Source organism: Bacillus sp. RO1, assembly GCF_012524115.1.
Lineage (GTDB): Bacteria > Bacillota > Bacilli > Bacillales > Bacillaceae_I > Sutcliffiella_A.
This window is the reverse complement of the sequence record NZ_JAAZWB010000083.1, coordinates 1-26,022: the sequence shown is the minus strand read 5'-3', so window position 1 is coordinate 26,022 and position 26,022 is coordinate 1. Positions and strand designations below refer to the sequence as shown.

The following is a 26,022-nucleotide window of genomic DNA, read 5'->3' as shown; positions in this document are numbered from 1 at the left end:
ATGACTACACCTACGAAAATGTATTTAGAGATTGTCAAAAAAATTCGGGCCATCATTGTAGCAGACGGCTTGAAAGCAGGAGACAAGATTCCTTCCGAGCGTGAACTGTCCGATCGATTAAATGTCGGACGGTCCTCTGTTCGGGAAGCACTCCGGGCATTGGAGCTTTTGGGGCTCATTGAAACAAGGCGTGGGGAAGGAACATTCATCAAAGATTTTAAAGAGCACCACCTAGTGGAACTATTGGGAACGTTCATTTTGGAGCAGGACAAGACCAAAAATGATTTGTTAGAAACCAAACTGGAGATAGAAAAATCATGCATCCAGTTATTTATGCAAAAAGCTTCTGTAAAAGATTATGAGAAAATGAGAGAAATGCTTTCAGCTCCCATATCCAGAACAGATCTTTTCAAAGGGATTATGACGATAGTAGACAACAGTTTGATGCTAAGAATTTGGACACTTGTCAATAGTTATGCACAGATTATCTGTAAGGATAATATGATAGAGAGTGGTGTTTTAGAAGAGTTACTAGAGGCGATGAGAGAAAAGCAAGCGGAACAAGTGATAAAGCTATATGAAAAACATTTTACGGAAATTGTCGATAAAAAGTAGACAAGAATCTACAACATCCATCGTGGAGTTTCCGTTACATTAACAGTATGAGTATAAAGGTAAGTAAAGGAATTTGTTTATTGAAATAATGTTAACAGCCTTACTTACCTATATTTTGACCTGTTATTAGTACCAAATACCAAAACTAAGTAACAAGTTTCTGTAATTAAGGGAGGTTCTGTTGTTTTGTTGAAGGATTTGTTCACAAAGAAGAAAAAATACGCATCCATTCCATCGGAACAAGCAAATCAAGATGTACCAGAAGGAATTATGACCAAATGTCCAAGCTGTAAAAAAATAATGTATACAAAAGAGTTAATGAAAAACCTGAAGGTCTGTCTACACTGTGGCCATCATCATCCCATGAATGCAAAAGAAAGAATTCAAAGCTTATTGGATAAAGGGAGCTTTACCGCATATGATGTGGATATGGTTTCTGAAAATCCTCTTAATTTCCCAAACTATTTGGAAAAACTAGAAGGTGACAGGAAGAAAACCGGAATCAATGAGGCGGTTGTGACTGGTGAGGGTACGATTAATAGTTTCCCGATTGTCGTTGCTGTTATGGATTCTACTTTCCGCATGGGAAGCATGGGATCGGTAGTCGGTGAAAAAATCACCCGTGCCATTGAAAAGGCAAAAGAGAAGAGAGTACCATTCCTTATTTTCACTGCTTCAGGTGGTGCAAGAATGCAGGAAGGTGTTTTAAGTTTGATGCAAATGGCGAAAACTAGTAGTGCCCTAAAGCTTCATAGTGAAAGTGGCGGATTGATCATTTCGGTGATGACTCATCCAACTACGGGTGGCGTATCTGCTAGTTTCGCATCATTAGGAGATTATAACTTTGCAGAACCGAAAGCCTTGATAGGATTTGCCGGGAGACGTATCATCGAGCAAACCATTCGGGAGGATCTTCCGGAAGACTTTCAAACGGCGGAATTTTTATTGAAATGTGGTCAACTAGATGCTGTTATTCCTCGTCTTGAGCTAAAAGAAACCTTAACAAATGTATTAGATATACACCAGGGAGGAGGGGAGACGAGATGGTAGGAGAAATGGAATTCGAAAAACCGGTTGTAGAACTTCGTAAGAAAATAGGTGAATTAAAAGAGTTCACGAAAAATAGCGACATGGATCTTACTAGTGAAATTGAGAAGCTTGAAGTAAGACTAGAAAAACTAGAATCAGATATCTATGGAAACTTAAGTCCATGGGATCGCGTCCAAATAGCCAGACATCCCGAACGCCCCACCACGTTGGATTATATTGAACGTGTTTTCACGAACTTTTTAGAATTACATGGAGACCGATACTATGGCGATGATGAAGCAATAGTAGGTGGAATTGGAAAATTTGACGGCGTACCTATCACCATTATCGGTCATCAGCGTGGGAAGGATACGAAAGAAAATATTCGCAGAAATTTCGGCATGCCGCACCCGGAAGGATACCGCAAAGCATTAAGGCTGATGTATCAGGCAGAGAAATTCAACCGTCCTATCGTGTGCTTCATTGATACGAAGGGTGCTTACCCTGGGAAAGCTGCAGAAGAGCGTGGACAAAGTGAAGCCATTGCCAAAAACCTCTTTGAAATGGCAGGCTTGAAAGTTCCGGTTATTTGTATTGTCATTGGTGAAGGAGGAAGCGGCGGGGCTCTTGCACTTGGTGTCGGGAATCATGTACACATGCTTGAGAACTCTACTTATTCTGTTATTTCGCCAGAAGGAGCGGCGGCTATTCTTTGGAAAGATGCCAGTCTTGCTAAGAAAGCAGCAGAATCTATGAGGATTACTGCACCTGATCTGTACGATTTAGGAATCATTGATAAAATTATTCCAGAAGCCAAGGGCGGGGCCCACAAAAATGTAGATGTTCAAGCAAAAGGAATTAAAGAGATATTGAAAGAGTCCCTTCAAGATCTCATGCCATTGACTGCAGAGGAATTAATCGAACACCGCTATGCAAAATATAAACGAATTGGTGCATTCTCGTTTAAGGAGCAGCTTAAGCCTGAAAAGATCAACCAGTAGATGAGCGTAGATATTCCATATACAACACAAAAGAATTTTCAACAGGAGGGAATAGGTTATTTTCCTCCTGTTTTCTTTTGGATAGGAAGGAATAAGCTGGGTATCTTAATGAAGAGCTAAAAGTTTGAATACCTATAGAATTTGCAGGTATACATAATAAAATTGACCAAAATGTCAACAATGAAAAATGATAGCGCATCCAAAACTTTTCATCGACAATTTTCAGTTGTTTTCGACATACCTTCATGTTAATTTTGAATAAAGAGGCTTTACATAGTACTCATTTTTCTAATAAAATATATGTTTGGGTATACGTTTATAGGTAAATTAGCTCAAGAGGTGAAAATAGAATGAAACGAATAGGCGTTCTGACAAGTGGTGGAGATGCACCAGGTATGAATGCTGCGGTCCGTGCAGTAGTAAGAAAGGCTATTTTTCATGACATCGAGGTATTCGGAATCTATCGTGGATATGCTGGATTGATTGATGGAGATATCAAAAAGCTTGAAATAGGATCTGTTGGTGATATCATCCATCGAGGTGGAACCATGCTATATTCTGCGAGATGTGAAGAATTTAAAACAATAGAAGGTCAGCTTAAGGGAATCGAAAACCTGAAAAAGCATGGCATTGAAGCATTAGTTGTAATTGGTGGGGACGGTTCTTACCAAGGTGCTAAAAAGTTGACGGAACATGGCTATCCATGTATCGGTGTGCCAGGTACGATCGATAACGACATCCCAGGCACTGATTTTACAATTGGATTTGATACGGCGCTAAATACAGTTATCGATTCCATAGATAAAATTCGTGATACTGCCACATCCCATGAGCGTACATACGTGATTGAAGTAATGGGACGCCATGCAGGAGATATTGCACTTTGGGCAGGTCTTGCAGGCGGGGCGGAAACCATTCTTATCCCTGAAGCGAAGGATGATATGCAAGAAGTAATTGCAAGACTGAAACGCGGAACGGAGCGAGGGAAAAAGCATAGTATCATCGTCGTAGCTGAAGGAGTAGGCAGCGGAGTGGAGTTCGGAAAGAAAATCGAAGACGAGACAAATTTCGAAACGCGAGTAAGTGTACTTGGTCACATCCAACGCGGTGGATCACCAACGGCATTTGATAGAGTTTTGGCAAGTCGATTGGGTGCACGTGCAGTGGAACTACTTATGGATGGTAAAGGCGGCAGATGTGTAGGGATTCAAAGTAATGTGCTAGTTGACCATGATATCATTGAAGCACTTTCTAAAACACACACAATCGATGAGAAGATGTACGACCTTTCTAAAGAACTTTCCATTTAGTAAGATAAGCACATTGGAATCGTTTTCATTACCAGGTTACTGAGGCTATCGTTGGTGTAATGCCACTCTATTGCTTTATAATATAAAAGGACGAAATGAAAAGAACGGTATATAACTAGGAGGAAATTTTACATGAAAAAAACAAAGATTGTTTGTACGATTGGACCAGCTAGTGAAAGTGTCGAAACGTTAATCCAGCTGATGGAAGCAGGGATGAATGTTACCCGTCTGAACTTTTCACATGGTGACTATGAAGAGCATGGAGCTCGTATCCGCAATATTCGTGAAGCGGTAGAACGCACGGGGAAAAATGTAGCGATCCTCTTGGATACTAAAGGTCCGGAAATCAGAACGCATACGATGCAAGATGGTGCGATTGAATTAGTACAAGGAAATGAAATTATCATCTCTATGGAAGAAGTAATTGGAACAACGGAAAAGTTCTCCATTACTTACCCTGGACTTATGGAAGACGTACATCCAGGTTCCCGTATACTTTTGGATGACGGTCTGATCGGATTGGAAGTTCTGGAAGTAGGAAACAACGAAATCAGAACAAAGATTTTGAACTCCGGTACACTGAAAAATAAAAAAGGCGTGAATGTTCCTGGTGTAAAAGTGAACCTTCCTGGTATTACCGAAAAAGATGCGAACGACATCCGCTTTGGTATTGAGCAAGGTGTTGATTTCATTGCGGCATCTTTCGTACGTCGTGCGTCAGACGTTCTTGAAATTCGTGAGTTACTGGAAGCACATGATGCTACAGACATTCAAATCATCCCTAAAATCGAAAACCAAGAGGGTGTTGACAATATCAACGAAATCTTGGAAGTTTCCGACGGCTTGATGGTTGCTCGTGGAGACCTTGGAGTAGAAATCCCTGCTGAAGAAGTCCCTCTTGTTCAAAAAGAACTAATCAAAAAATGTAACCTTGCTGGTAAGCCTGTCATCACAGCAACTCAAATGCTTGATTCCATGCAACGCAACCCGCGCCCGACTCGCGCAGAAGCAAGTGACGTAGCGAACGCAATCTTTGATGGAACAGACGCTATCATGCTTTCAGGTGAAACAGCTGCTGGTTCATATCCAATTGAAGCTGTTCAAACGATGCACAACATCGCTTCTCGTGCGGAACAGGCGTTAGCATACGGAGAAATTCTTACAAAGCATAGCAAACAAGCTGCACTGACTGTAACGGATTCCATTGGTCAATCTGTTGCTTATACGGCAATCAGCTTGGATGTTTCTGCAATTGTGACACCGACAGAAAGTGGTCATACTGCACGCATGATTTCTAAATACCGTCCAAAAGCACCGATTGTTGCTGTTACTTCTTGTGAAGCGGTATCCCGTAAACTTGCTCTAGTATGGGGTGTTTACCCACGCATCGGTCGTCAAGCGACTTCTACAGATGAAATGTTAGAAGTAGCAGTAGAAGAATCATTGAACACAGGTATCGTTTCTCACGGAGACCTAATTGTTATTACTGCAGGTGTTCCGGTTGGCGAAAAAGGTACAACAAACTTGATGAAAATTCATGTTGTTGGCGATGTTCTTGCAAGTGGACAGGGCATCGGCAGGAAATCTGCTTACGGAAAAGTCGTTGTTGCAAAGACTGCAGAAGAAGCTGCTGATAAAATGACGCACGGAGCTATTTTCGTAACAACTGGCACTGATAAAGATATGATGCCTTCATTAGAAAAAGCATCTGCTCTTATCACAGAAGAAGGCGGCCTGACAAGTCACGCTGCAGTTGTCGGGTTAAGCCTTGGTATTCCTGTCATCGTTGGAGTAGAAGAAGCTACTTCTATCCTAAAAGACGGTCAAGAAATCACGGTTGATTCTTCCCGCGGTACGATTTATACAGGTCACGCAAACGTATTATAATATAGGACATAAACCCCTCTTTCTGGCATATGCTGGGAGAGGGGTTTGTTTATATTAGAGTAATTCTTTCACATTTGCTATAATTGATTGGTAGCTTGCTTTTACTAGAAATGGGGTTGTCCTATTATGTTCAGAATTTTATTAGCGTTGATTATAGTTGTACCAGCACTTGAAATATGGCTTCTTATTACAGCAGGAAAACTGATTGGTCCGATACCAACGATCATGTTAATTATCCTTACTGGTGTCTTAGGAGCATGGTTAGCAAAATACCAGGGAGTTTCTGCTCTTAGAAGTGCCCAACAAAAAATGAACAGCGGTCAGATGCCTGGTGATGTTATTATTGATGGTTTATGTATTTTAGTTGGTGGGGTTGTTCTTTTAACTCCAGGATTCATCACAGATGCGATCGGCTTTGCCTTACTTTTGCCACCGACAAGGAATTTGATTAAACCGTCCATTATGCGTGCAATCAGAAACAGGATGGATCGCGGACAATTTATTGTCATTAACAGAAGATAAAGAGCAATTGATCATATTAGTATGGGGGAAATGAAATGAAGCATTGGTTAAAAGTTTTGCTAGTATTGACCTTAGTTTTATCTGGCCTTACATTATCGAATGTTGTACAAGCTGCCGGCGGTGAAGATGAGGAAGAAAGCATCAATGAAAAGTTTGGCCTTCCAATTGTCGTATACGGTGGAACCTTGAATGAAGATCAAAAACAGGAAGTGCGCGAATATCTAAACGTGAAAAATCCTGAAATGGTTGAAGAAATTACGGTAACAGGAGAAGACCTTGTTACCTATATTGAAGGAGAAGACAGAAATGCTCGTATGTTTTCTTCTGCTAAAATTACGAGAAAAGAAAAAGGGGAAGGGCTTGTCATTAATAGAGCCACTCCTGAAAATATCACACAAGTAACAGATGATATGTATGCTAATGCCCTATTGACTGCTGGAATTGAGGATGCAGAGGTTATCGTTGCATCTCCAGTGAAGGTTAGCGGTCATTCCGCACTTGTAGGTATATACAAAGCTTATGAAGTAAGTGGAGAAACACTGAATAAAGACCGTATGGAAGTAGCAAACGAAGAATTGTCCATTGCAACCAAGCTTGCAGAAGAAGAGGGCATGGATAGTGAAAAAGTCAGTGAGTTGCTGACCGAAATCAAAAAGCAGATTGCAGAGCAAAATCCTGCAACAAGAGAAGATGTTGAACAAATCGTTGAAGAACAATTAGCTAAGTTGAATATCGAATTGAGTGAAGAAGATCGACAACTGTTGATTGATCTTTTTGAAAAAATGCGTGAGTTGAATATCAACTTTGATAATGTGAAAAATCAGCTAGAGCAAATTTCTACGGACATTAAGAATAAAATCGACGAAGTAGTAGGAAATGAAGGTTTCTGGCAGGGAGTTCAAGACTTTTTCCGTAACCTGTTCCAGTCCATTGCTGATCTGTTCAAATAGAAAAATATGAAAAAGGCTGCCATAACCGGGTAGCCTTTTTTGTGTTTTGGGTAAAACGCGTTAACTTCCGTTCCATGCGCTTCGCTTGCCTGCGGGCGGTCCGTGAGCCTCCTCGGCTTCGCCTACAGGGTCTCACCTCTCCCTTCCTCCCGCGGGCGTCTGCGCGCCTTCCACTCCAATCAACAAGGTGACTTATTCAACTAAGGTAAAAAATATGATAAAACCATTTAATCGTAACGGGCTAAAACCTTTTAGAAAACTATAATCTGGATTGGAAAATGTATCGTAATTTGTATTAATAAAAGCACTGCGAATTGCAGTGTTATTTATATGTAAAAACTACAAACGCTTCTTTCTAGATATTGTGGTTTTAAATTATTTTAGCAAAGGATTATGGTATTTTATGTTAATATATAGGTGAAGATGTTATTCCATTAAAAGGCAGTTTTATGGAAGATACATATGACTAGAAAAAAGTATTTTTTAAGTGAATGGGTATGGAGGCGTGTTTTATGATGAAAATTAATATAATATTTATTGCTTTGTTAATTTTTATGGTTGGATGTAGTCAACAACCTGATATTGATATTAGTAAAGCGTTAGGAAATTCTGAAGATTACTTTAGAGAAATAAAGGAAATAGAAACCACTGCATCAGCATATGACGGAAAGAAAGATATAAAATTTAGACTTATGGTTGAAGGAACTCCAACAGAAGAAGAGGCAACGGATTTGTTTAATCAAGTATTAGAAACTATTAAAGAAAACACTAAACATCAAGATATATGGGAGTATTATGATGGGTATTTTGATATTAAAAATTACGATGATGGGGTAATATATGAGGCTTCAAAAGTTAAAGGTGAAGAATTAAAAGTAGTATCCAAGTAGAACTTTATTCCGTAATCTAGGGCGATTGCAGCATAGCTTATCGCTTCTTATTTAGGAATTGGGCAGGATAATGGAAAAGCAATTATACTTTATTATTATAATTATTTCTGCGAAAAGTTTCCGAGGTGTTATATGGGAAAACAAATTACATTTTATATAGATAAAGAAATAGAAAAAGATTTAGTTCATTATATTATCACCAATGGTGGAGAAATATTATTTGAGGGCGATAATCCTAAGCCTAAAAGTATAACCTCTTTACCTGAACCCTTTTCGGTAAAAGGATGGTTCAAATTATATCTTTATCAAGCAGATTTAGGTGACTTGAAATTTATATCGCTACCTAATAACAGAAAGATAATCGATTCTACCACATCCCCCGTCATTGAGTTTTCAAGAACGGCAATAAGAGAAATAGGAAAGAATAAGGAGATTAGTGGCGGAAGGTTTTGGGTGGAAATGAAATATTGGGATGACGAAAATCAACTTGTTCAGAAATCACTAGAATTAGATGATTGGTATAAAACACTTTTAAAGTGGATTAAAAAGAATGTTCCCAAAGAAAAAGAAAGCAATTCTTATGTAAGCCCATTAATAAAAGATTTAGTATCACAGGGGTTTAAATTAATGTAGTTAGGAAAGATTGAATAAACCTATATCAAAGGGTTATTCAACAATCTAGGGCGATTGCAGCATAGTGGATCGCTCCTTACTTAAGAATTGGGCAGTTTAGTTGAGGAAGGCTCTGACTAGAAATGATACCAAGGATGTGTAATTGATGGATAGCTTAACAGAATTGAAATATCTCTTAAATAATGCCAACGAATTACCTTGGAACGAATATCTCTTTTTGCCAGATGATAAAAACTGGTCTTTAGACTCCATTTGTTCTGTAATTAATTGGGATGAACTAGATGAGGATGAACTGGAAGATGACGGGGATACTCCTAAAATTGCTTTTGATAACAAATTAATTTATGTCCTCGATATAGCTACTATCCAAGACATTGTTAACAATGCAAATCAGCAACGTCCGCAATGCTCAGCGCCGAACTTGTTTAAAGCATTTATGTATTACTATAATAATGATGCATTTATTACGTTTGAATAATAATGTATGGCTTCATCAACTAACTAGGGCGATTGTAGCATAGTGGCTCGCTCTTTACATAAGAATTGAGCAATTTAACGCAAGAGAGCTATTTCAAATTTTCTTACTAGGGGAGAAATTAAATGGTTATTAAAAAGGCATTTGAAATCATTGAGAAGCATTCGGATGAGGGAGATTTTATTGGGGAAATTCAGGAAGATTTAATTTATTCTGCTGAAGAAACGTTAAACGTCAAATTACCTAGTAGTTATAGATTATTTCTAAAAAGGTATGGTGTTGGTGACATTTTTGGGGAAGAAATATACGGCTTGGGAATTGAAGAAGGTGGAATTCCAAGTATGGTTTGGATTACGAAACACTTTAGACAAAAAGAAGGATTCCCAGAACACCTGGTTTGTTTCTATTTTGCTGGTTATGACAATGTGTATTATTGTTTAGATTGTTCTAATGTGAAGGATGAAAACGATGATAATGCCGCTGTTGTTTCATATTTAAGTGGATTACCAATAGAAGCACAAAAGTTTGAAACTGAGTTTCCAAGCTTCGGAGAATTTTTACTAAGAACATTAGAAGACTCAATAGAGAGTTGAACTTTCAGAAATTCAATCTATACTACCTCATTAACAATCAGCAATAGCGTAGTAAACAGGCTTCCTAACATATAAAGAAGGTGAATTAGATGGAATATATAAAGTCTTTACGCCAGGCAGTAGGGAATATGCCACTGATAATATGTGCAGTAGGTGTTATTGTTACGGATTCAAATAATAAAATTCTCCTGATTAAAAGAAGTGATGATGGAAACTGGTGCATACCTGGTGGAGTAATGGATGTAGGAGAAAGTATTCAAGAAACCGCAAAAAGAGAAGTATTTGAAGAAACAAATATAAATATTGAGGAAATGAAGTTGTTTAATGTATACTCTGGCGGGCAGCAACATCACATTTATCCGAATGGTGACGAAGTTTACTTTGTTAATGTAGTATTTTTTTCATCAACTTTTAGTGGGCATTTTAAAGCTGATGGAATAGAAAGTGCCGAAATTAGGTTTTATAACATAGATGAATTACCTGAAAATATTTCTCCTACTAACAAACCTTTTATTGAAGATTTTAAGAAATTCATTAGTGAAATCTAATTGTTGCTTTCCCTTAATTATGATCTTCCGTTAAATGGATCATTAGTTGAAGAAGGATCAAGTGATTCTAAGAATGAGGATATATTACAGTAATTTCGAACGGACGCTATCCCGATACAAGGATAAGCGTCTTTTTCATTTTTGGTGCAGCTTATCAAAGTTTTTATGAGGGGGAGTACTGCTAGATGATTGAAAAAAGCATAAAAAATAAAAAGGCTTGGGAATATCGAGCATATGAATTTTAGAACAAAATTAACGGTACTCCACAGGATGAACAAGCGGACTTTCATGATGTGTTTATAAGATTATATATTCTAAGTGAAAGAATATTTCATGAAGATGGCCATTTAGTGTTCTGGGTTATTAAAAGGAATATTAAAAAAATTTAAAACTTTCTAATAAATATGTTGTATAATATTAACTACAAGACAACTTTGTTATACATCAGGAATTAATTGGAGAGGAGGTTGCTTTGCAACGAACAACGATTGAGCGCTCGCTCACAATAAAATAGCTAGGAGGAATTATATGGGGGCTTATCAAAAAGAAGTATGGTTTACGATCGGAATGACTGCGCTATTTTTATTAGCTGGTAACATGGGACTAATCTTTACTATTTTCCCTGTTGAAGGTAATCTGTTTGGTTTCCCAATAATGTATATTGTTCCTGTTGTTGTAGGATGGTTTGGAGTTGTGCTGTTAACAATTGTTGCAGGTAAAATCGGCAATAAAATTGATGCGGCTATTGAAACAGAGGATAAGCAAAACCTGCAGCATAAAGCTAGTGTGGACAAGGAGGTTGGGTAAATGGACCAAACCTGGCAAATGGAAAATCCAATTATTGGGCTTATAGTTGTAGCACTTACCTTTATATTATTTTATGTAATTAGTTGGATTTCAAACAGGAGAAGTAAATCCGTTGAAGATTTATATGTGGCTGGAGGTGGAGTGGGAGCAATCACGAACGGCCTTGCAATGGCTGCTACATATATGAGTTTGGCAACTTTTCTAGGAGTTACCGGGCTAATTCTAAATTTAAAAATACCATTCATATTTTTATGGATTCAATTGATATTGGCAATCCCATTAATAACAATTATCTATGGTACAAGCCTGAGAAGAATGGGCGCTTTTTCACCTGCACACTTTGTTAAAGAAAGATATGGGAAATCCGCAGCTGTCATAGTTGCTCTATGGATGATTTTAATTTCCATCATGTATGCATTGGGGCAAATGATTGGAATAGCAAAGACATTTGAAATGCTATTTGGCATTCCTTATATGACAGGATTATTTGTCGGCGGGCTTTTGATTACAGGCTATGTAACTATCGGAGGAATGAGAGGGGCTACGAACAATGCCGCAGTTCAAATGGTCATTATTGCTCTCATGTTTGTTATACCGCTGGGTGCAATTATGAAGGCAATGGGCTCTTCTGGCTGGTTTTTCCCTCCGCTATTGTATGCAGATATGGTGCCTGCAATGTTGAAAGCGGTTCCAGACTTTTTTGATTATCAATTTGATGCGAAATGGTATTTTGCCCTCATTCCGGCAATGACTCTTGGTTCTTTAGGTTTACCTCATCTAGCCATGCGCATCTACACTGCTTCAAGCCTTAAAAGTGCTCGCCAGGCAATGGTTTGGTTTGCTTTAGTCCTTGGGTTTGTTTTCTCGGCAACTTATACAATGGGGTTTGCTGGTGTGTTCTATAATAGCTCCAACGGCAATTTGATTTCAGCTGCCGATGCTGACAAACTTACCATCATTCTTAATCTTGTTTATAATCCCGAATGGGTGACAGCTTTGGTGATTGCAGGTGCAATATCTGCCGGTGTTTCCACTTTAAGCGGTAACCTGTTAGCAATAGGAGCTCTTTTATCACAAGATATTTTTGCAACTTTATTACCGAATATTACTTCTAAAACGAAGGTGCGTTTGGGGTACGCAGCCATTGCTTTAGGAGGAATAATAAGCGTTATGCTTGCTGTAAAACCTCCTGCCTTTCTTGTAGTGAGTATTCTATGGGCTTTTGGCCTTGCAGCGGTTACGAATGCTCCGATAATTTTGATGGGAGTTTGGTGGAAGGGAGCCAATAAATATGGGGCCATTGCATCTGTAGTCATTTCAGGAACTATTTATGTTATTGTTTCTCCTTTTGTATTTCCGAGTATTGTTGTGAGCGGCCATGGTCTGACAGACAGTTTAGGTGTATCGGGAGCTATGCTATGCGTGCCAATCGCTTTCATTATTTTAGTGGTAGTTTCCATGATTACAAACAAAATGCCTTCTCTGCAAAATAAATTAACCACACGAGAAGACCACAAATTGATTGAACGTATTCACGGATGGAGCGATGTGAATCCAGCCAGATATAATAGCCTGACTGGCGCTATTATTGTGGTAATCGCTAGTGCATTGACCTTAATTTGGGCCTTGACACCTTGGCAATTCTAACATAAAGGAGAAGGATTTTTCATTCCTTCTCCTTTTCTGTCAAAGGAGGGAGATAAATGAATAAGCTATCATCTATTTTTCAAGCGATTTTTTTAGATAAGGAAGCGGCAGAAAAGCTTGCTTCCAGTGAAGCATATAACAAATGGGCATTTATTTTTACATTTGTCGTTGGCAGCTGTTATGGATCGGTAATCTACTTGAGAGTGCCGGAAGGTTATCTTACATTCGACTCTTCCATTTTGCAATCAGCTGTCTACCTATTCCTCCTTCTTTCAGGAACGGGGATGGTGTATCTAACCAGACTAGGTCTTACTCTTTTATTGTGGGCAGGAGGAAAAGCATTTGGCGGTCAGGGGTTTATGGGCATCATAAACCGGCTTACCGCGTTTGCCCTTGTTCCTTCAATTGTTGGCTTACCATCGATTGTTGCATTAAGCACCGGTGAAGAGTTATCAATTATATTGACAATCCTTCTAGTAGTCTCTTTATTATGGATGTACTTTGTTTCTGTGCGTTTTATACAAATATCCCATAAACTGAATGCATGGAGGGCGTATGGAGCTGTTTTGATTGCTTTTTTATTCTTTTCAAGTGTTTATTATTTAATCCTGCCGCCTGCTGCCTAATATGGAAATTTGTTTACAAGACCCTCACAAAATGTGGGGGTTTTTAGTATATAAATAAAAATAACCTGCTTTTTCTATATGTGCTTACAAATGTAATAGCAAAAGGTCGTTTTCAATTCTTGCGCTAACCCTGGACCAAGGATCAGCTCTCGATTTTATATTGGCTGGAGAAAATATCTTATTGTAGGTATCTTTTGATTATGAAATAATTGGAATTAATTAAACGCAGCATTCTTGTAAAGAAGTAAAGGTTTTTTTAGGGGGTATTTATGCGATTAAAAATATTAATAGCCTTGGTATTCATATTATCAGGTTGTAATCAGGAAACCTCCCAACACCCAATAACCCATAGTTTAAAGGGTATTGAAGAATTTCCATATGATTTTAAACTACCAACTTATTTACCTTATGATGTAAAGGAAGTTAGGGTATATGACTACATTCAAATTATAGAAGAGTTGCCCGAAAGATTAGCAGATGCCAAAACCAATGATTTTGCTTTATCAATTGGAATTGGTGGTTATTCCGAGGAACTGATCTTTATAGAAATGACACCAACTTTGAACAATAGAAATTCAAATCATTCAAATTTAGAACAAATAGCATTAAGTGGTGGTAGAGATGGGTATTATTCATACGTTAACAACAGACAAACTTTATCCCTAAACGATGAAGGATTAAACTATAACATCATTGTTTTTACCCATCAAGAAGGAAATGAACTGTATTCACAAGAAGAATTGATTAAGATTGCAAATTCTTTAACTTTAATAAATAGATAAATTTGGTGATAAGGCGGACATGCCTCATTAGTGTTTCGGTCTTCTAACAAAGACTAAAAATCTAAAATAACGAATTCTTTATTGAACAATCTAGGAGCGATTGCAGCATAGTGAGTCACTCCTTACATAAGAATTTGGCAGGATAGTTGAACAAGTAGATGGAAACATTAATAATTAAAGTTTAAATTGAACTACTACTCAATGGGTGGATATGACATATTATGAATGGAATTATTGTTGTTTTAATAGACGTTGTTTTACTACTTATTGGTACTTATCTTTGGAAAAAAGGAAATAAGAAAGAACCATTCTGGGAATCTCTATTTGAAGTAATCGGAAATATATTTGTGTGGGAATTGCCTGCTTTCTTTACATTAAGGGCGTGGGCAGTGTTTTTGTGGTTGATTGGAATTATTCTGCTGATAATCTATTTAATTGCTAAAATTAGTACTTGATTTTGATTCTTATTAAAGGGTTTTTACTCAACTATCGGGATCGTTGATCCAGGAGGATTAACGCTATTTTTGTGGAATTACCTTATTAAACAAACAAAGCAGGATTATTGAATAAATCATTTTAGTTCTAAGGAAACTAAATTGAGGTGAAAGATATGAAAAAATTTGCAGTTATCCTTATGGTTGGAGTGCTATTAGTAATCTCTAATACAACAGTAAATGCAAAAACAATAAATGAAGCGGATACGGAACTATGTGAAACGCTTAAATATGCACTAATAAATACACTTAGAAAACCAGTAGATAAAGCAATTGCAGAAATTTATAAAGATGATAAAGATGCACCGGGAAGTCTTACTTGGGCTTCCTATGACACAGAAATACTTAAAATTAAACAACTCTATGGAGTTGGTGGAGGATATGAGATAACTCTAAAAGTATATCCTTATTATGGTCCTCATATGAGCTATGGAATAGATGAAGTTGTTGTAGATACAAGGGGTATGTTAATAAGCTATAGGCACATAAGAACATATCCTTGAATTTCGACTTACGAGGGCATTTACGGAAGAACTTAATTAATATCTTTTAAGTTTATCTTGAAATCGAGTCTTGTGCTAAATAGGAGCGATTGCAGCATAGCTTATCGCTTCTTATTTAGGAATTGGGCAGGCCTTGGGAATGAATTTTTAGGGTATAGTTATATGAAGAAGGGGTAATTTTCATAGGATTATTAATATTTATAGGGTTTGGAACCAATTTTCTAAATCGGTTCCTGAAAGATGGAGACTTTTACTATGCTGAATTTTTCACGAGCATTATTGGTGCAATTATGATAAGCGTAGGGATGTTTTAAAAAAAGAGCTCTAATGCTCCAGATAATTCTTATTAAAATAGCTGGAAGCTATAACGGAAAAGCCACGGCGCACGTAGGAGATGATCCTGCGTTTTTTTTGCATTACCAATAAATAAATTTTCTATTTACAGCAATATTTTTTTATCAATTGGTGTTTCGAGCTACGGCCCTTTTTGTAGACTTACAGAAATCAATTTGCCTTTACAAATCTTCACAATGAAGTCAATTCAAAAAAATGACCACCAAATTCAACTACAGTTTTATGGTCAATTTCATATGCATGCTTATTTTATGACAGGTATCAGAACCTGTTCATTTGATCGGTTTATATGAAACAGCATCCTAACGTATTTCTAGCTGTGAATTGGAGCAAATGGTGAAGACTCCAGCGGGGGAATAACGGTAGATTGAGACCCCGCAGCATAGCGAGGAGGCTCAAGCACCGTCCCGCGGAAAGCGACGCCATTTGCGGAAAGGAACAGCTGCCATTAACCATACACCCAAAATGTTAAACCACTCTATTCTTCCCAACTATAAAAAGGTAGATGTCTTTAATAACTCCTGCATTCCAAAGGGTGTTAAAAATGACTACAGTGACAGGCCCAACAATGAGGCCGAGGAAGCCTATAAGTTGGAAGCCGACAAATAAACTTACTAATGTCGCCAAAGGATCAAGCCCGATACTGGATGATAATATCTTTGGTTCCATCAGCTGACGCTGCACGATGACAATTAAATAAAGGACTCCAAGTCCAATAGCTAATGGCAAATTCCCACTAATGGCCAAAAAGATAATCCACGGAACAAATATGAGCCCAGTTCCAAGATACGGAATCAAGTCTACCAATCCGATAATCAACGCAACGGTAATGGCGTATTCAACCCGTAAGATCAATAACCCTATTAATACGATGATGGTAGTGATGGAAATTAGTGTGGCCTGTGCTCGCATGAAACCGAAGAAAGCTTTCTTTAAGCTTAAAAACACTTTTGTAAGACTTCCTTGTGCCTTGATTGGAGTAATTTTCTTCATTCTTCCTTTTAGCTTGTACCAGTCCTTGCTGATGAAAAAAGTTGCCAATAAGGAAAAAATCAAGACTGTCGCAACACTTGGAATCCATGTGATGAGTTTTGGAAGATTGGTTAAAAAGGATTGGATGAACTCACCGACTGTGCTGGCAACCGTTCCTCCAATATCTTCAATATTTGTCAAGAGGGATTGTTGTTGATCCTCCTCCAAACTATGAAACATGGTACTGACCTGCTGGAACAAAGGAAGTATTTTGGTTACGACAAACTGCTCGATATAGACAACCAAGGTTTCAAAATGTCCAGGCACTACTTTTGCCAAATACTCAGTACCGGAGACAATCTCAACAATTAACAATGTAACGACACCAACAACCGTCGCAAACAAAGCCATGATGGAGAGGAAAACGGCTAAACTTCTTGGAAGTCGTCCGTTCTTTTCTAGTAAATTTACGAGCGGGTTGATTAAGAATGCTAGAACTAATGCGATGATGAAAGGATAGGCAATGGAGAAAAGATAGTAAAATGAAACAAGACCAATCGTGATGATGAGAAGTACTAGAAGTAGTCGAAAAACGATATGTACATAATTCCAATTCAATCATAACACCCCTTATGAGTACCGGAATTCCCTTACTCCATATTTTACAACCTGACTTATTGTTTTCATAGTTTTATATTTAAAAATTAGGAAAATTCTGTACGGTCTCAATTCTTTTTCTTTCGTATTTTATTATGGTAGTATGGAAAAAGGGTCTGGTTTGGAAGGATGAAACAGAATGATAAGTCAAGCTACTGTGTTTTTACTAATACTTCTATTAATTGGCTTTATTGCTAAAAATCCATCTTTGATGTTTGCTGTGGCAGTATTGCTTGTTATTAAAGTCATTGGTCTGGACAATAAAGTATTCCCTTATCTACAGTCGAAAGGAATTAATTGGGGTGTAACGATCATTACCATTGCAGTTTTAGTTCCAATTGCTACAGGAGATATAGGTTTCAAGCAATTACAGGAAGCGCTGAAGTCTTCCTATGCTTGGGTGGCGTTAGGAGCTGGCATAGCTGTGGCGCTGATTGCAAAAAGCGGGTTGACATTGCTTGCCAATGATCCCCATATTACAACAGCCTTGGTGTTTGGTACTATTCTTGCGGTTTCCTTGTTTAATGGAGTGGCTGTAGGCCCGTTGATTGGTGCAGGAATAGCTTATCTTGCAATGAAGGTAGTGGAATATTTCACATAGGGGATTTTTCACAAATTATTTTTTCGTGATAATATTTTTTGCAGGACTTTCGTTCTTTTCATTCACAAAAGTCAGATAATTGTTTATAATAGGGACAAGGACACTTCCTTCCTACTTAGCAAGAGAAACATTGTTCGCCGAAAATGCGCGCACACCCATGAACATAGTGGATATGGCGCATATTTTTATGAATGGAAATGTAAGCATTTTCTTAGTTTGCTAGATTCTGAATTAATGAATTACTCTTAATATTTATACAGATCATTAATTTTTATCATTATGGTGAGCAAGCGTTCGGGTGGACAATGGTAGATAAGGATTTGAAGAAATTTTCACATAAAGGAGAGGTTTGAAATGACAACAACTAAAGGTCTTGAAGGGATTGTAGCAACAACTTCCGCTATCAGTTCCATTATTGACGACACACTAACGTATGTTGGCTACAACATTGATGACTTAGCAAATCATGCTAGCTTCGAAGAGGTAATCTATCTTTTATGGCATCAAAAACTGCCTAACAAGGAAGAATTGGCTTCACTGAAGAAAGAATTAGCTGAAAATGCTGCACTTCCTGATGAAGTCATCAATCACTTTAAAACTTATCCAATTGATAAAGTACACCCTATGGCTGCTTTACGTACGGCAGTATCATTACTAGGTCTTTACGATGCAGAAGCAGATAACATGGATCCAGAAGTAAATTACCACAAGGCTGTTCGTCTGCAAGCTAAAATGCCGACAATTGTGACAGCGTTCTCAAGAATCCGTAAAGGGTTAGACCCGATTGCTCCAAGAACTGACCTAGGCATGGCAGCTAACTTCTTATACATGTTAACTGGTGAAGAGCCGACTGAAGTTGCAATTGAAGCTTTCAATAAAGCATTAGTTCTTCATGCTGATCATGAGTTAAATGCATCTACTTTCACTGCACGTGTATGTGTAGCGACATTATCTGATGTTTACTCTGGTGTTACTGCTGCAATCGGAGCGTTAAAAGGTCCATTGCACGGTGGAGCAAACGAAGCGGTTATGAAGATGCTTTCTGAAATTGGAGAAGTAGAAAACGCGGAAAGCTATATCCGTGAAAAGCTTGCAAATAAAGAAAAAATCATGGGATTCGGTCACCGTGTATATCGTCAAGGGGATCCTCGTGCGAAGCATTTGCGTGAAATGTCCGAGAAACTTACTCATCTGACAGGACAACCGAAATGGTATGAAATGTCCGTGAAAGTGGAAGAAATCGTGACTTCCGAGAAACCGCTTCCGCCGAACGTTGATTTCTACAGTGCGTCTGTGTATCATTCTTTAGGAATCGATCATGACTTATTCACACCAATCTTTGCTGTGAGCCGTGTATCCGGTTGGTTGGCGCATATCCTTGAGCAGTATTCCAACAACCGCCTGATCCGTCCGCGTGCAGATTATACTGGCCCTGGCAAGCAGGACTATGTTCCAATCGAAAAACGCAGCTAAATATTGCATTAAGCTGTGACGAGATACATTGATTGAATTTTTGCTATAATACAAGGGGAGGGGAAATCCCTTTCCCAAACATCTAATGTCATCATATATCTTAGGAGGTTTTTACTTTGACACAAGGAACAAAAATTACCGTTACAGATGGTGTATTAAACGTACCTAACAATCCGATTATTCCATTCATTGAGGGAGATGGAATTGGTCCTGACATTTGGGCATCTGCATCCCGTGTTTTAGAAGCAGCTGTTGAAAAAGCATATAATGGTGAAAAGGAAATTGTTTGGAAAGAAGTATTAGCTGGAGAAAAAGCATTCAACCAAACTGGTGAATGGTTGCCAAGTCAAACACTTGATGATATCCGTGAGTACATAATTGCGATCAAAGGACCTCTGACTACTCCGGTCGGTGGCGGAATCCGTTCTCTTAACGTTGCATTACGTCAAGAGTTGGACCTTTTCACATGCTTACGTCCTGTTCGTTATTTCCAAGGAGTTCCTTCTCCTATTAAACGTCCAGAAGATACTGACATGGTTATTTTCCGTGAAAATACAGAAGATATCTATGCTGGAATCGAGTATGCGAAAGGCTCTGAAGAAGTAGAAAAGCTAATCAACTTCCTTCAAACTGAAATGGGAGTTAACAAAATCCGTTTCCCTGAAACTTCCGGTATCGGTATCAAGCCGGTATCTGAAGAAGGTACTTCCCGTCTTGTTCGTGGTGCAATCAATTATGCAATCGAGCATGGCCGCAAATCTGTAACACTAGTACACAAAGGAAACATCATGAAGTTCACAGAAGGAGCTTTCAAAAACTGGGGTTACGAGCTAGCTGAAAAAGAATTCGGCGATAAAGTATTCACATGGGCACAATATGACCGTATCGCGGAAGCGGAAGGTAAAGATGCTGCGAATAAAGCTCAAGAAGCTGCAGAAGCAGAAGGCAAGATCCTAGTGAAGGATTCCATTGCTGATATCTTCTTACAACAAATTCTGACTCGTCCAAAAGAGTTCGATGTTGTTGCAACAATGAACCTAAACGGTGACTACATCTCTGATGCACTTGCTGCTCAAGTAGGTGGAATCGGAATCGCTCCTGGAGCAAACATTAACTATGAAACTGGTCACGCAATTTTCGAAGCTACACACGGTACTGCTCCGAAATATGCTGGTCTTGATAAAGTAAACCCATCTTCTGTTATCCTTTCCGGTGTATTAATGCTTGAGCACCTTGGCTGGACAGAGGCTGCTAAACTTGTAGTAGATGCTATGGAAAAATCCATCGCTTCTAAAGTAGTAACTTACGACTTTGCACGTCTAATGGACGGCGCAACAGAAGTAAAATGCTCCGAGTTTGGTGACGAACTAATCAAAAACATGTAATTGAAAAAAGCAAAAACTCGTTAAGGGTTTTTGCTTTTTGAAAATAAACCAGCACTCTAGCTGGTGATTGGAGCACAGGGCGAAGACTCCTGAGGGAGATAGCGGTAGCTTGAGACCCCCGCAGGCGAAGCCGAGGAGGCTCAAAAGCACCGCCCCTAGGAAAGCGAAGCCCAGTGCGGAAATCAACAGCGGAGTAAGAGTTGTCCATTAATAGGTTAGGGAGGAATGAACATGACAATGAGACGTAAAAAAGTATCGGTAATCGGTGGAGGCTTCACAGGTGCAACAACAGCATTCTTACTTGCACAAAAAGAACTCGCAGACGTTGTACTAGTAGATATCCCACAAATGGAAAACCCTACTAAAGGAAAAGCTTTAGACATGTTAGAAGCGGGTCCGGTCCAAGGATTTGACGCAAACATTACAGGAACATCCAACTATGAAGATACAGCCAATTCCGATATCGTTGTCATTACAGCAGGAATCGCCCGTAAACCAGGTATGAGCCGTGATGATCTGGTAACCACAAACCAAAACATCATGAAAAGTGTAACAAGAGAAGTGGTAAAACATTCTCCTGATTGCTATATCATCGTGTTGACAAACCCGGTAGATGCGATGACTTACACTGTGTTTAAAGAGTCCGGCTTCCCGAAAAACCGCGTTATCGGTCAATCAGGGGTGCTAGATACCGCTCGTTTCCGCACTTTTGTGTCACAGGAACTAAATCTTTCTGTGAAAGATGTTACTGGCTTCGTTCTTGGAGGTCATGGGGATGACATGGTGCCGCTTGTTCGCTACTCTTACGCAGGTGGAATCCCGCTTGAAACATTACTTCCTAAAGATCGCCTAGATGCGATTGTGGAAAGAACAAGAAAAGGCGGCGGGGAAATCGTTAACCTACTTGGTAATGGTAGCGCCTATTATGCTCCTGCAGCATCAATGGTGGAGATGGTGGAAGCGATACTGAAAGATCAACGCCGCATCTTACCTTCCATCGCCTATCTTGAAGGAGAATACGGACACGACGGAATCTACCTTGGCGTACCAACAATCCTTGGTGCGGGTGGCATCGAAAAAATCATCGAACTAGAGCTGACAGAAGAAGAAAAAGCCGCACTTTCCAAATCTGTTGAATCCGTTAAAAATGTCATGAATGTCCTATCTTAAATCATTAAAAGGATGTATGAAGTATTAAGAATTTCTAGCTGTTGATTGAAGCACAGGGCGAAGACTCCTGAGGGAGATAGCGGTAGCATGAGACCCCGCAACGGAGTGAGGAGGCTCAAGCACCGCCCCTAGGAAAGCGAAGCCCGGTGCGGAAATCAACAGCGGTGTATTACAGAAAAATGTAACTAATTCGGGGAATGCTTTCCCCGAATTTTTACCAAACTATTGTAAACGGTTACAATAAACAAGGGGTATTTTCCAACATCATCAGGGGGTGTATGTATGTTACTAGGCAAAAAGAGAAAACTCGGAAGAAAACTCTCAGAAATCCAAGTGGGAGAAAAGCTTGAGCTAACCGAAAAAATAGAAGACAAAGACCTATTATTATATCTTGGGTTAACGAATGATGCTAACCCACTCTATATTCAGCACGACTACGCGTCCCAAACACCATTTAAAAAGCCAATCGTACCTAGCATCATGTTAACAGGGATTATTACTTCAGCCGTATCGAAATATTTACCCGGCCCAGGAAGTCATGTCGTACACCAAGATATTTCTTTTCCAAAACCAGTCTATCACTATGGAAGTGTTCAATTTCTTTTTGAAGTGGTGGAGATCAATGAAAAAGACCATTGTATCGTAATGAGTGTTCATGGTACCAATGAAGAAAATCATACTGTTGCGAAAGGATCCATCACAGTTTGTCCTCCTCATCGTCTCGAACCGATGGAGAGCAGTGCGATGGAAAACTTCTAAAAAGAGCCTAGTTCTAGGCTCTTTTTTATTATTCAAACTAAATCTTACGTTTGACATCCTTAAAGGAAAGCTTTTCTTTATTGTGATGAATAATGAATACGTGTAAAATGGAAAAGTAATGATAGAGATAATATAGAAATGGCAATTGGATGAACAAAATGGGTTTTCCAAAACAGTTTGGTGGAGGAAAAGAATGAATAAAAAGATTCTTATTGTAGATGATGAACAATCAATCGTGACATTGTTACAGTATAATTTACAGCAAGCAGGCTACGATGTTTCCGTTGCGATGGACGGAGAAGAGGGTCTGAATAAGGCAATGGAAGAACGATTTGATATGATCGTTCTAGATCTTATGCTTCCCAAAAAAGATGGAATAGAAGTTTGTAAAGAGTTAAGACAGCATAAAATTCATACTCCAATCCTTATGCTTACTGCAAAGGATGATGAGTTCGATAAGGTGTTGGGACTAGAGTTAGGTGCTGATGATTATATGACCAAACCTTTTAGTCCAAGGGAAGTCGTAGCTAGGGTAAAGGCTATCCTCCGTAGAATGCAGCAGATGTCAGGTAACACGGAGGCGCAGAAAGTAGAAGAGGACACTTCGGAAAAAATCGTAATAGGGGATGTAAAAATACTGCCAGAGCACTATGAAGCCTATTTTCGTGATGAAAGATTAGAACTTACGCCAAAGGAATTTGAGCTTTTGGTCTACTTATCTAAAAATAAAGGAAGAGTGTTGACTCGCGATCAGCTTTTGAGCGCGGTGTGGAATTATGATTTTGCCGGAGATACTCGGATTGTGGATGTTCATATTAGTCACTTAAGGGAAAAAATAGAGACGGATACAAAAAAACCTACATATATAAAGACAATTAGAGGTCTAGGGTACAAGCTAGAGGAACAGAAATTACATGAATAGGTTCCGCTCAAGACTGCTCTTTGCACTCATCACCTTAATCATCGTGGTGCTTGTGTGCCTGGGGCTTTTGCTTGGTCAGCTTTTTAAAAGCTTTTATTTGAATACCTTTAATCAGAGGCTCATCAAAGAAACAGAACTGGTAACAATGCTGGTGGAAGAGGAGACCAGTGTGACACCTATACTTCAAAAACATCTCAATGATGTGAGTAACACTTTAGCGGCAAGGGTCAGCATCACCGATAAGGACGGCACGGTGTTATATGAGACTACTGGCCCGTCTGTTTCTGGGATAGATTCTCAAGAAGAGATTATAAAAGATGCGGTTCAAAAGAACAAGAATCGTGACAGGATCTTCTATGAACAGAATGATGAAATGTATTATTACGGAAACTCCATCACAAGAAATGGATCTAAAGATGGATATGTAATGCTAAGTACCCCAATAGATTCTCTCCAAAGAGTCAATCAACAGATTTGGGGACTCTTAATTGCAAGCCTTGGTGCAGCGTTTGTGGTTATTTTGCTTCTTGGGGTAAGGATTACATCTCAATACACCAGGCCGATTGAAGCTGCAACCAAGGTAGCAACGGAGCTTGCCAAAGGGAATTATAAAGCTAGGACATTTGAGGAACATGTTGATGAAACAGGCATGTTAAGTCAATCCATTAACATATTAGCACGAAACCTTCAGGATATGACCAAAGCGCAAGAAATGCAGCAGGATCGTCTCCGGACTCTAATTGAGAGCATGGGAAGTGGGTTAATATTGATTGATGGTCGAGGCTACGTGAATCTCATCAACCGTGCCTACAAGGACACATTTGATGCAGATCCTGCGGAATATCTTTATAGGCTATATTATGAAGCCATAGAGCAGAAAGAAGTTGTCTCGTTGATAGAAGAGATTTTTATGACCGAGGTGAGTTTGCGAAAACAAATCTTGCTTCCATTGAAGATTGAGCGCAGACACTTTGAAGTGTATGGAGCACCTATCATTGGCATCAATGATGAGTGGAAAGGGATAGTCCTTGTGTTCCATGACATTACAGAATTGAAGAAGCTTGAGCAAATGAGAAAAGATTTTGTTGCTAATGTATCTCATGAGTTAAAAACGCCAATCACATCAATCAAAGGGTTTTCCGAAACATTGTTGGATGGCGCGATGAATGATAAAGATACATTGCAGTATTTCTTATCCATTATTCTAAAAGAAAGCGACAGGCTGCAGTCCCTTATTGAAGATTTGCTGGACCTTTCTAAAATAGAGAAACAAGGTTTTAAATTAAATCCGGAGTATGTGGAAATCAACGACCTGTTGGAAGAAATCTTTGTAATATTGGAAGGAAAGGCAAAAGAAAAAGAAATAAATCTTGTTCTAACCCAACCTAAAAAAGAGTTGTATTTATTTGCGGATGCCTCCAGGATTAAACAGGTTTTCATTAATCTTATTAACAATGCCATCGCTTATACACCAGCTGGTGGAGATGTTAAGGTGAAGGTGGAAGACGTAGAGGAAGAGGTAATCATTGTTGTATCCGATACTGGTATTGGTATGGAACAGGATGAGATACCAAGGATCTTTGAACGGTTTTACAGAGTGGACAAGGCACGAAGTCGGAATTCAGGTGGAACCGGATTAGGGCTTGCGATTGTCAAGCATATCGTGGAAGCTCATCATGGCAGTATTTCTGTTACGAGTGAATTGAATAAGGGGACTGCCTTTACGGTGAAGTTGTCTAAAGAAAATGAAGATTTACAATAGCTTTACACGTCTTTCATAGGTCCTTTACAAACCTTTGTTAATATAATCTATGAAAACCCCTTCATCCAAGGAGCCAAATTTGGAAGAGGAGAGAGCCCACCCTGCTCTCTCCTTCTTTTTGTTGTTTGGGGAATTTGCGGGATGGGTATTTCTTGATCCTTGTGATGAAGACCTCAGTGACGAGAAAAAAAGAGTAGAGAAGACTTCATAGACGAGATGAAGACCTCAGTGAAGAGAAAAAAAGAGTAGAGAAGACTTCATAGACGAGATGAAGACCTCAGTGACGAGAAAAAAGTAGTAGCGAAGTCTTCATAGCCGAGATGAAGACCTCAGTGACCAGAAAAAAAGAGTAGCGAAGTCTTCATAGCCGAGATGAAGACCTCAGTGACGAGTAAAAAAGAGTAGCGAAGTCTTCATAGACGAGATGAAGACCTCAGTGACGAGAAAAAAAGAGTAGCGAAGTCTTCATAGACGAGATGAAGACCTCAGTGACGAGAAAAAAAGAGTAGAGAAGTCTTCATAGCCGAGATGAACTGCCCCCTGTCAAGTAGACACTTGAAATAATAAAACAAGACTAAGCTGTCTTAGCCCTGTATTCTAAAGGGCTAAGACCGTTTAATCGTTTTTGATAACGGTCATGATTATAAAAATGAAT

At 38.9% G+C, this 26,022-nt stretch carries 27 protein-coding genes; 25 read left to right on the top strand and 2 right to left on the bottom strand.

The genetic code is table 11. The features are described 5' to 3' along the window. The 18 genes from HC179_RS14760 to HC179_RS14675 all read left to right on the top strand — a co-directional run bounded on the left by HC179_RS14760 (position 1) and on the right by HC179_RS14675 (position 15,312). Positions 1-615 (top strand): FadR/GntR family transcriptional regulator, encoded by a 615-nt coding sequence (locus HC179_RS14760; RefSeq protein ID WP_168864993.1) that lies wholly within the window; start codon positions 1-3, stop codon positions 613-615. Positions 616-801: 186 nt separating this feature from the next. After that, positions 802-1,665 carry an acetyl-CoA carboxylase, carboxyltransferase subunit beta gene (gene accD, locus HC179_RS14755; RefSeq protein WP_168864992.1) on the top strand — a complete coding sequence of 288 codons (864 nt, stop codon included), beginning with the start codon at positions 802-804 and terminating at the stop codon, positions 1,663-1,665. Beyond that, entirely contained in the window at positions 1,659-2,645 is a 987-nt protein-coding gene (accA, locus tag HC179_RS14750; RefSeq protein WP_168864991.1) for an acetyl-CoA carboxylase carboxyl transferase subunit alpha, read from the top strand. The genes accD and accA overlap by 7 nt, the downstream gene beginning before the upstream one ends. A 350-nt stretch (positions 2,646-2,995) precedes the next feature. Further along, positions 2,996-3,955, top strand: coding sequence for a 6-phosphofructokinase (gene pfkA / locus HC179_RS14745; protein WP_168864990.1), 960 nt, complete (start codon positions 2,996-2,998; stop codon positions 3,953-3,955). A 132-nt stretch (positions 3,956-4,087) separates the two neighbouring features. Continuing rightward, positions 4,088-5,842: a pyruvate kinase gene (gene pyk / locus HC179_RS14740; RefSeq protein ID WP_168864989.1), complete on the top strand. Its 1,755-nt coding sequence runs from the start codon at positions 4,088-4,090 to the stop codon at positions 5,840-5,842. Positions 5,843-5,968: 126 nt separating this feature from the next. Next, positions 5,969-6,364, top strand: coding sequence for an FxsA family protein (locus tag HC179_RS14735; protein WP_168864988.1), 396 nt, complete (start codon positions 5,969-5,971; stop codon positions 6,362-6,364). 35 nt (positions 6,365-6,399) lie between these two features. Continuing rightward, on the top strand, positions 6,400-7,314 hold the full coding sequence (locus HC179_RS14730; RefSeq protein ID WP_168864987.1) for a DUF1002 domain-containing protein: 915 nt from the start codon (positions 6,400-6,402) through the stop codon (positions 7,312-7,314). A 512-nt stretch (positions 7,315-7,826) separates the two neighbouring features. Further along, positions 7,827-8,204: an IolE/MocC family protein gene (locus HC179_RS14725; protein WP_168864986.1), complete on the top strand. Its 378-nt coding sequence runs from the start codon at positions 7,827-7,829 to the stop codon at positions 8,202-8,204. Positions 8,205-8,336: 132 nt separating this feature from the next. Continuing rightward, positions 8,337-8,837 carry a hypothetical protein gene (locus tag HC179_RS14720; RefSeq protein ID WP_168864985.1) on the top strand — a complete coding sequence of 167 codons (501 nt, stop codon included), beginning with the start codon at positions 8,337-8,339 and terminating at the stop codon, positions 8,835-8,837. 145 nt (positions 8,838-8,982) lie between these two features. Then, a complete protein-coding gene (locus HC179_RS14715; RefSeq protein WP_168864984.1) occupies positions 8,983-9,315 on the top strand; it encodes a DUF7716 domain-containing protein in 333 nt (110 codons plus the stop codon). A 122-nt stretch (positions 9,316-9,437) separates the two neighbouring features. Beyond that, entirely contained in the window at positions 9,438-9,905 is a 468-nt protein-coding gene (locus HC179_RS14710; RefSeq protein ID WP_168864983.1) for an SMI1/KNR4 family protein, read from the top strand. 89 nt (positions 9,906-9,994) lie between these two features. Then, positions 9,995-10,453, top strand: coding sequence for an NUDIX hydrolase (locus tag HC179_RS14705; RefSeq protein ID WP_205825346.1), 459 nt, complete (start codon positions 9,995-9,997; stop codon positions 10,451-10,453). 528 nt (positions 10,454-10,981) lie between these two features. Further along, entirely contained in the window at positions 10,982-11,260 is a 279-nt protein-coding gene (locus HC179_RS14700; protein ID WP_148990004.1) for a hypothetical protein, read from the top strand. Further along, positions 11,261-12,907 (top strand): sodium:solute symporter family transporter, encoded by a 1,647-nt coding sequence (locus HC179_RS14695; protein WP_168864982.1) that lies wholly within the window; start codon positions 11,261-11,263, stop codon positions 12,905-12,907. 56 nt (positions 12,908-12,963) lie between these two features. Then, positions 12,964-13,533: a YIP1 family protein gene (locus tag HC179_RS14690; RefSeq protein WP_168864981.1), complete on the top strand. Its 570-nt coding sequence runs from the start codon at positions 12,964-12,966 to the stop codon at positions 13,531-13,533. A 269-nt stretch (positions 13,534-13,802) separates the two neighbouring features. Then, on the top strand, positions 13,803-14,315 hold the full coding sequence (locus tag HC179_RS14685) for a hypothetical protein (RefSeq protein ID WP_168864980.1): 513 nt from the start codon (positions 13,803-13,805) through the stop codon (positions 14,313-14,315). 221 nt (positions 14,316-14,536) lie between these two features. After that, on the top strand, positions 14,537-14,770 hold the full coding sequence (locus HC179_RS14680; RefSeq protein WP_168864979.1) for a hypothetical protein: 234 nt from the start codon (positions 14,537-14,539) through the stop codon (positions 14,768-14,770). Between the two features lie 155 nt (positions 14,771-14,925). Then, positions 14,926-15,312, top strand: coding sequence for a DUF3888 domain-containing protein (locus tag HC179_RS14675; RefSeq protein WP_168864978.1), 387 nt, complete (start codon positions 14,926-14,928; stop codon positions 15,310-15,312). 822 nt (positions 15,313-16,134) lie between these two features. Here HC179_RS14675 and ytvI read toward each other — a convergent pair. Beyond that, entirely contained in the window at positions 16,135-17,256 is a 1,122-nt protein-coding gene (ytvI, locus tag HC179_RS14670; protein WP_168864977.1) for a sporulation integral membrane protein YtvI, read from the bottom strand. Between the two features lie 178 nt (positions 17,257-17,434). Between ytvI and HC179_RS14665 the strand changes: the two genes are divergently transcribed. The 7 genes from HC179_RS14665 (at position 17,435) to pnpS (ending at position 25,367) form a co-directional block, all read left to right on the top strand. After that, entirely contained in the window at positions 17,435-17,896 is a 462-nt protein-coding gene (locus HC179_RS14665) for a DUF441 domain-containing protein (RefSeq protein ID WP_060664804.1), read from the top strand. 354 nt (positions 17,897-18,250) lie between these two features. Then, a complete protein-coding gene (gene citZ, locus HC179_RS14660; protein WP_168864976.1) occupies positions 18,251-19,369 on the top strand; it encodes a citrate synthase in 1,119 nt (372 codons plus the stop codon). 116 nt (positions 19,370-19,485) lie between these two features. Continuing rightward, positions 19,486-20,754: an NADP-dependent isocitrate dehydrogenase gene (gene icd, locus HC179_RS14655; protein WP_060664806.1), complete on the top strand. Its 1,269-nt coding sequence runs from the start codon at positions 19,486-19,488 to the stop codon at positions 20,752-20,754. A 231-nt stretch (positions 20,755-20,985) separates the two neighbouring features. Next, positions 20,986-21,924 (top strand): malate dehydrogenase, encoded by a 939-nt coding sequence (gene mdh / locus HC179_RS14650; RefSeq protein WP_148965714.1) that lies wholly within the window; start codon positions 20,986-20,988, stop codon positions 21,922-21,924. Positions 21,925-22,206: 282 nt separating this feature from the next. Then, positions 22,207-22,683 carry a MaoC/PaaZ C-terminal domain-containing protein gene (locus tag HC179_RS14645; protein ID WP_168864975.1) on the top strand — a complete coding sequence of 159 codons (477 nt, stop codon included), beginning with the start codon at positions 22,207-22,209 and terminating at the stop codon, positions 22,681-22,683. Between the two features lie 193 nt (positions 22,684-22,876). Further along, positions 22,877-23,605, top strand: coding sequence for a response regulator transcription factor (locus HC179_RS14640; protein WP_168864974.1), 729 nt, complete (start codon positions 22,877-22,879; stop codon positions 23,603-23,605). Continuing rightward, complete coding sequence (pnpS, locus tag HC179_RS14635) at positions 23,598-25,367, top strand: two-component system histidine kinase PnpS (protein WP_168864973.1); 1,770 nt, start codon at positions 23,598-23,600, stop codon at positions 25,365-25,367. The genes HC179_RS14640 and pnpS overlap by 8 nt, the downstream gene beginning before the upstream one ends. 574 nt (positions 25,368-25,941) lie before the next feature. On the opposite strand, the gene HC179_RS21385 is transcribed toward pnpS, so the two are convergent. Then, positions 25,942-26,022: IS3 family transposase (locus HC179_RS21385; protein WP_168862685.1), on the bottom strand; the 81-nt coding region annotated here is incomplete at its 5' end.

What these genes read in the sequence shown, in the direction of transcription:
- HC179_RS14760 (WP_168864993.1), top strand. Translation starts at nt 1, where the DNA reads ATGACTACACCTACGAAAATGTATTTAGAGATTGTCAAAAAAATTCGG.
- accA (WP_168864991.1), top strand. Translation starts at nt 1,659, where the DNA reads ATGGTAGGAGAAATGGAATTCGAAAAACCGGTTGTAGAACTTCGTAAG.
- pfkA (WP_168864990.1), top strand. Translation starts at nt 2,996, where the DNA reads ATGAAACGAATAGGCGTTCTGACAAGTGGTGGAGATGCACCAGGTATG.
- pyk (WP_168864989.1), top strand. Translation starts at nt 4,088, where the DNA reads ATGAAAAAAACAAAGATTGTTTGTACGATTGGACCAGCTAGTGAAAGT.
- HC179_RS14735 (WP_168864988.1), top strand. Translation starts at nt 5,969, where the DNA reads ATGTTCAGAATTTTATTAGCGTTGATTATAGTTGTACCAGCACTTGAA.
- HC179_RS14730 (WP_168864987.1), top strand. Translation starts at nt 6,400, where the DNA reads ATGAAGCATTGGTTAAAAGTTTTGCTAGTATTGACCTTAGTTTTATCT.
- HC179_RS14725 (WP_168864986.1), top strand. Translation starts at nt 7,827, where the DNA reads ATGATGAAAATTAATATAATATTTATTGCTTTGTTAATTTTTATGGTT.
- HC179_RS14720 (WP_168864985.1), top strand. Translation starts at nt 8,337, where the DNA reads ATGGGAAAACAAATTACATTTTATATAGATAAAGAAATAGAAAAAGAT.
- HC179_RS14715 (WP_168864984.1), top strand. Translation starts at nt 8,983, where the DNA reads ATGGATAGCTTAACAGAATTGAAATATCTCTTAAATAATGCCAACGAA.
- HC179_RS14710 (WP_168864983.1), top strand. Translation starts at nt 9,438, where the DNA reads ATGGTTATTAAAAAGGCATTTGAAATCATTGAGAAGCATTCGGATGAG.
- HC179_RS14705 (WP_205825346.1), top strand. Translation starts at nt 9,995, where the DNA reads ATGGAATATATAAAGTCTTTACGCCAGGCAGTAGGGAATATGCCACTG.
- HC179_RS14700 (WP_148990004.1), top strand. Translation starts at nt 10,982, where the DNA reads ATGGGGGCTTATCAAAAAGAAGTATGGTTTACGATCGGAATGACTGCG.
- HC179_RS14695 (WP_168864982.1), top strand. Translation starts at nt 11,261, where the DNA reads ATGGACCAAACCTGGCAAATGGAAAATCCAATTATTGGGCTTATAGTT.
- HC179_RS14690 (WP_168864981.1), top strand. Translation starts at nt 12,964, where the DNA reads ATGAATAAGCTATCATCTATTTTTCAAGCGATTTTTTTAGATAAGGAA.
- HC179_RS14685 (WP_168864980.1), top strand. Translation starts at nt 13,803, where the DNA reads ATGCGATTAAAAATATTAATAGCCTTGGTATTCATATTATCAGGTTGT.
- HC179_RS14680 (WP_168864979.1), top strand. Translation starts at nt 14,537, where the DNA reads ATGAATGGAATTATTGTTGTTTTAATAGACGTTGTTTTACTACTTATT.
- HC179_RS14675 (WP_168864978.1), top strand. Translation starts at nt 14,926, where the DNA reads ATGAAAAAATTTGCAGTTATCCTTATGGTTGGAGTGCTATTAGTAATC.
- HC179_RS14665 (WP_060664804.1), top strand. Translation starts at nt 17,435, where the DNA reads ATGATAAGTCAAGCTACTGTGTTTTTACTAATACTTCTATTAATTGGC.
- citZ (WP_168864976.1), top strand. Translation starts at nt 18,251, where the DNA reads ATGACAACAACTAAAGGTCTTGAAGGGATTGTAGCAACAACTTCCGCT.
- mdh (WP_148965714.1), top strand. Translation starts at nt 20,986, where the DNA reads ATGACAATGAGACGTAAAAAAGTATCGGTAATCGGTGGAGGCTTCACA.
- HC179_RS14645 (WP_168864975.1), top strand. Translation starts at nt 22,207, where the DNA reads ATGTTACTAGGCAAAAAGAGAAAACTCGGAAGAAAACTCTCAGAAATC.
- HC179_RS14640 (WP_168864974.1), top strand. Translation starts at nt 22,877, where the DNA reads ATGAATAAAAAGATTCTTATTGTAGATGATGAACAATCAATCGTGACA.
- pnpS (WP_168864973.1), top strand. Translation starts at nt 23,598, where the DNA reads ATGAATAGGTTCCGCTCAAGACTGCTCTTTGCACTCATCACCTTAATC.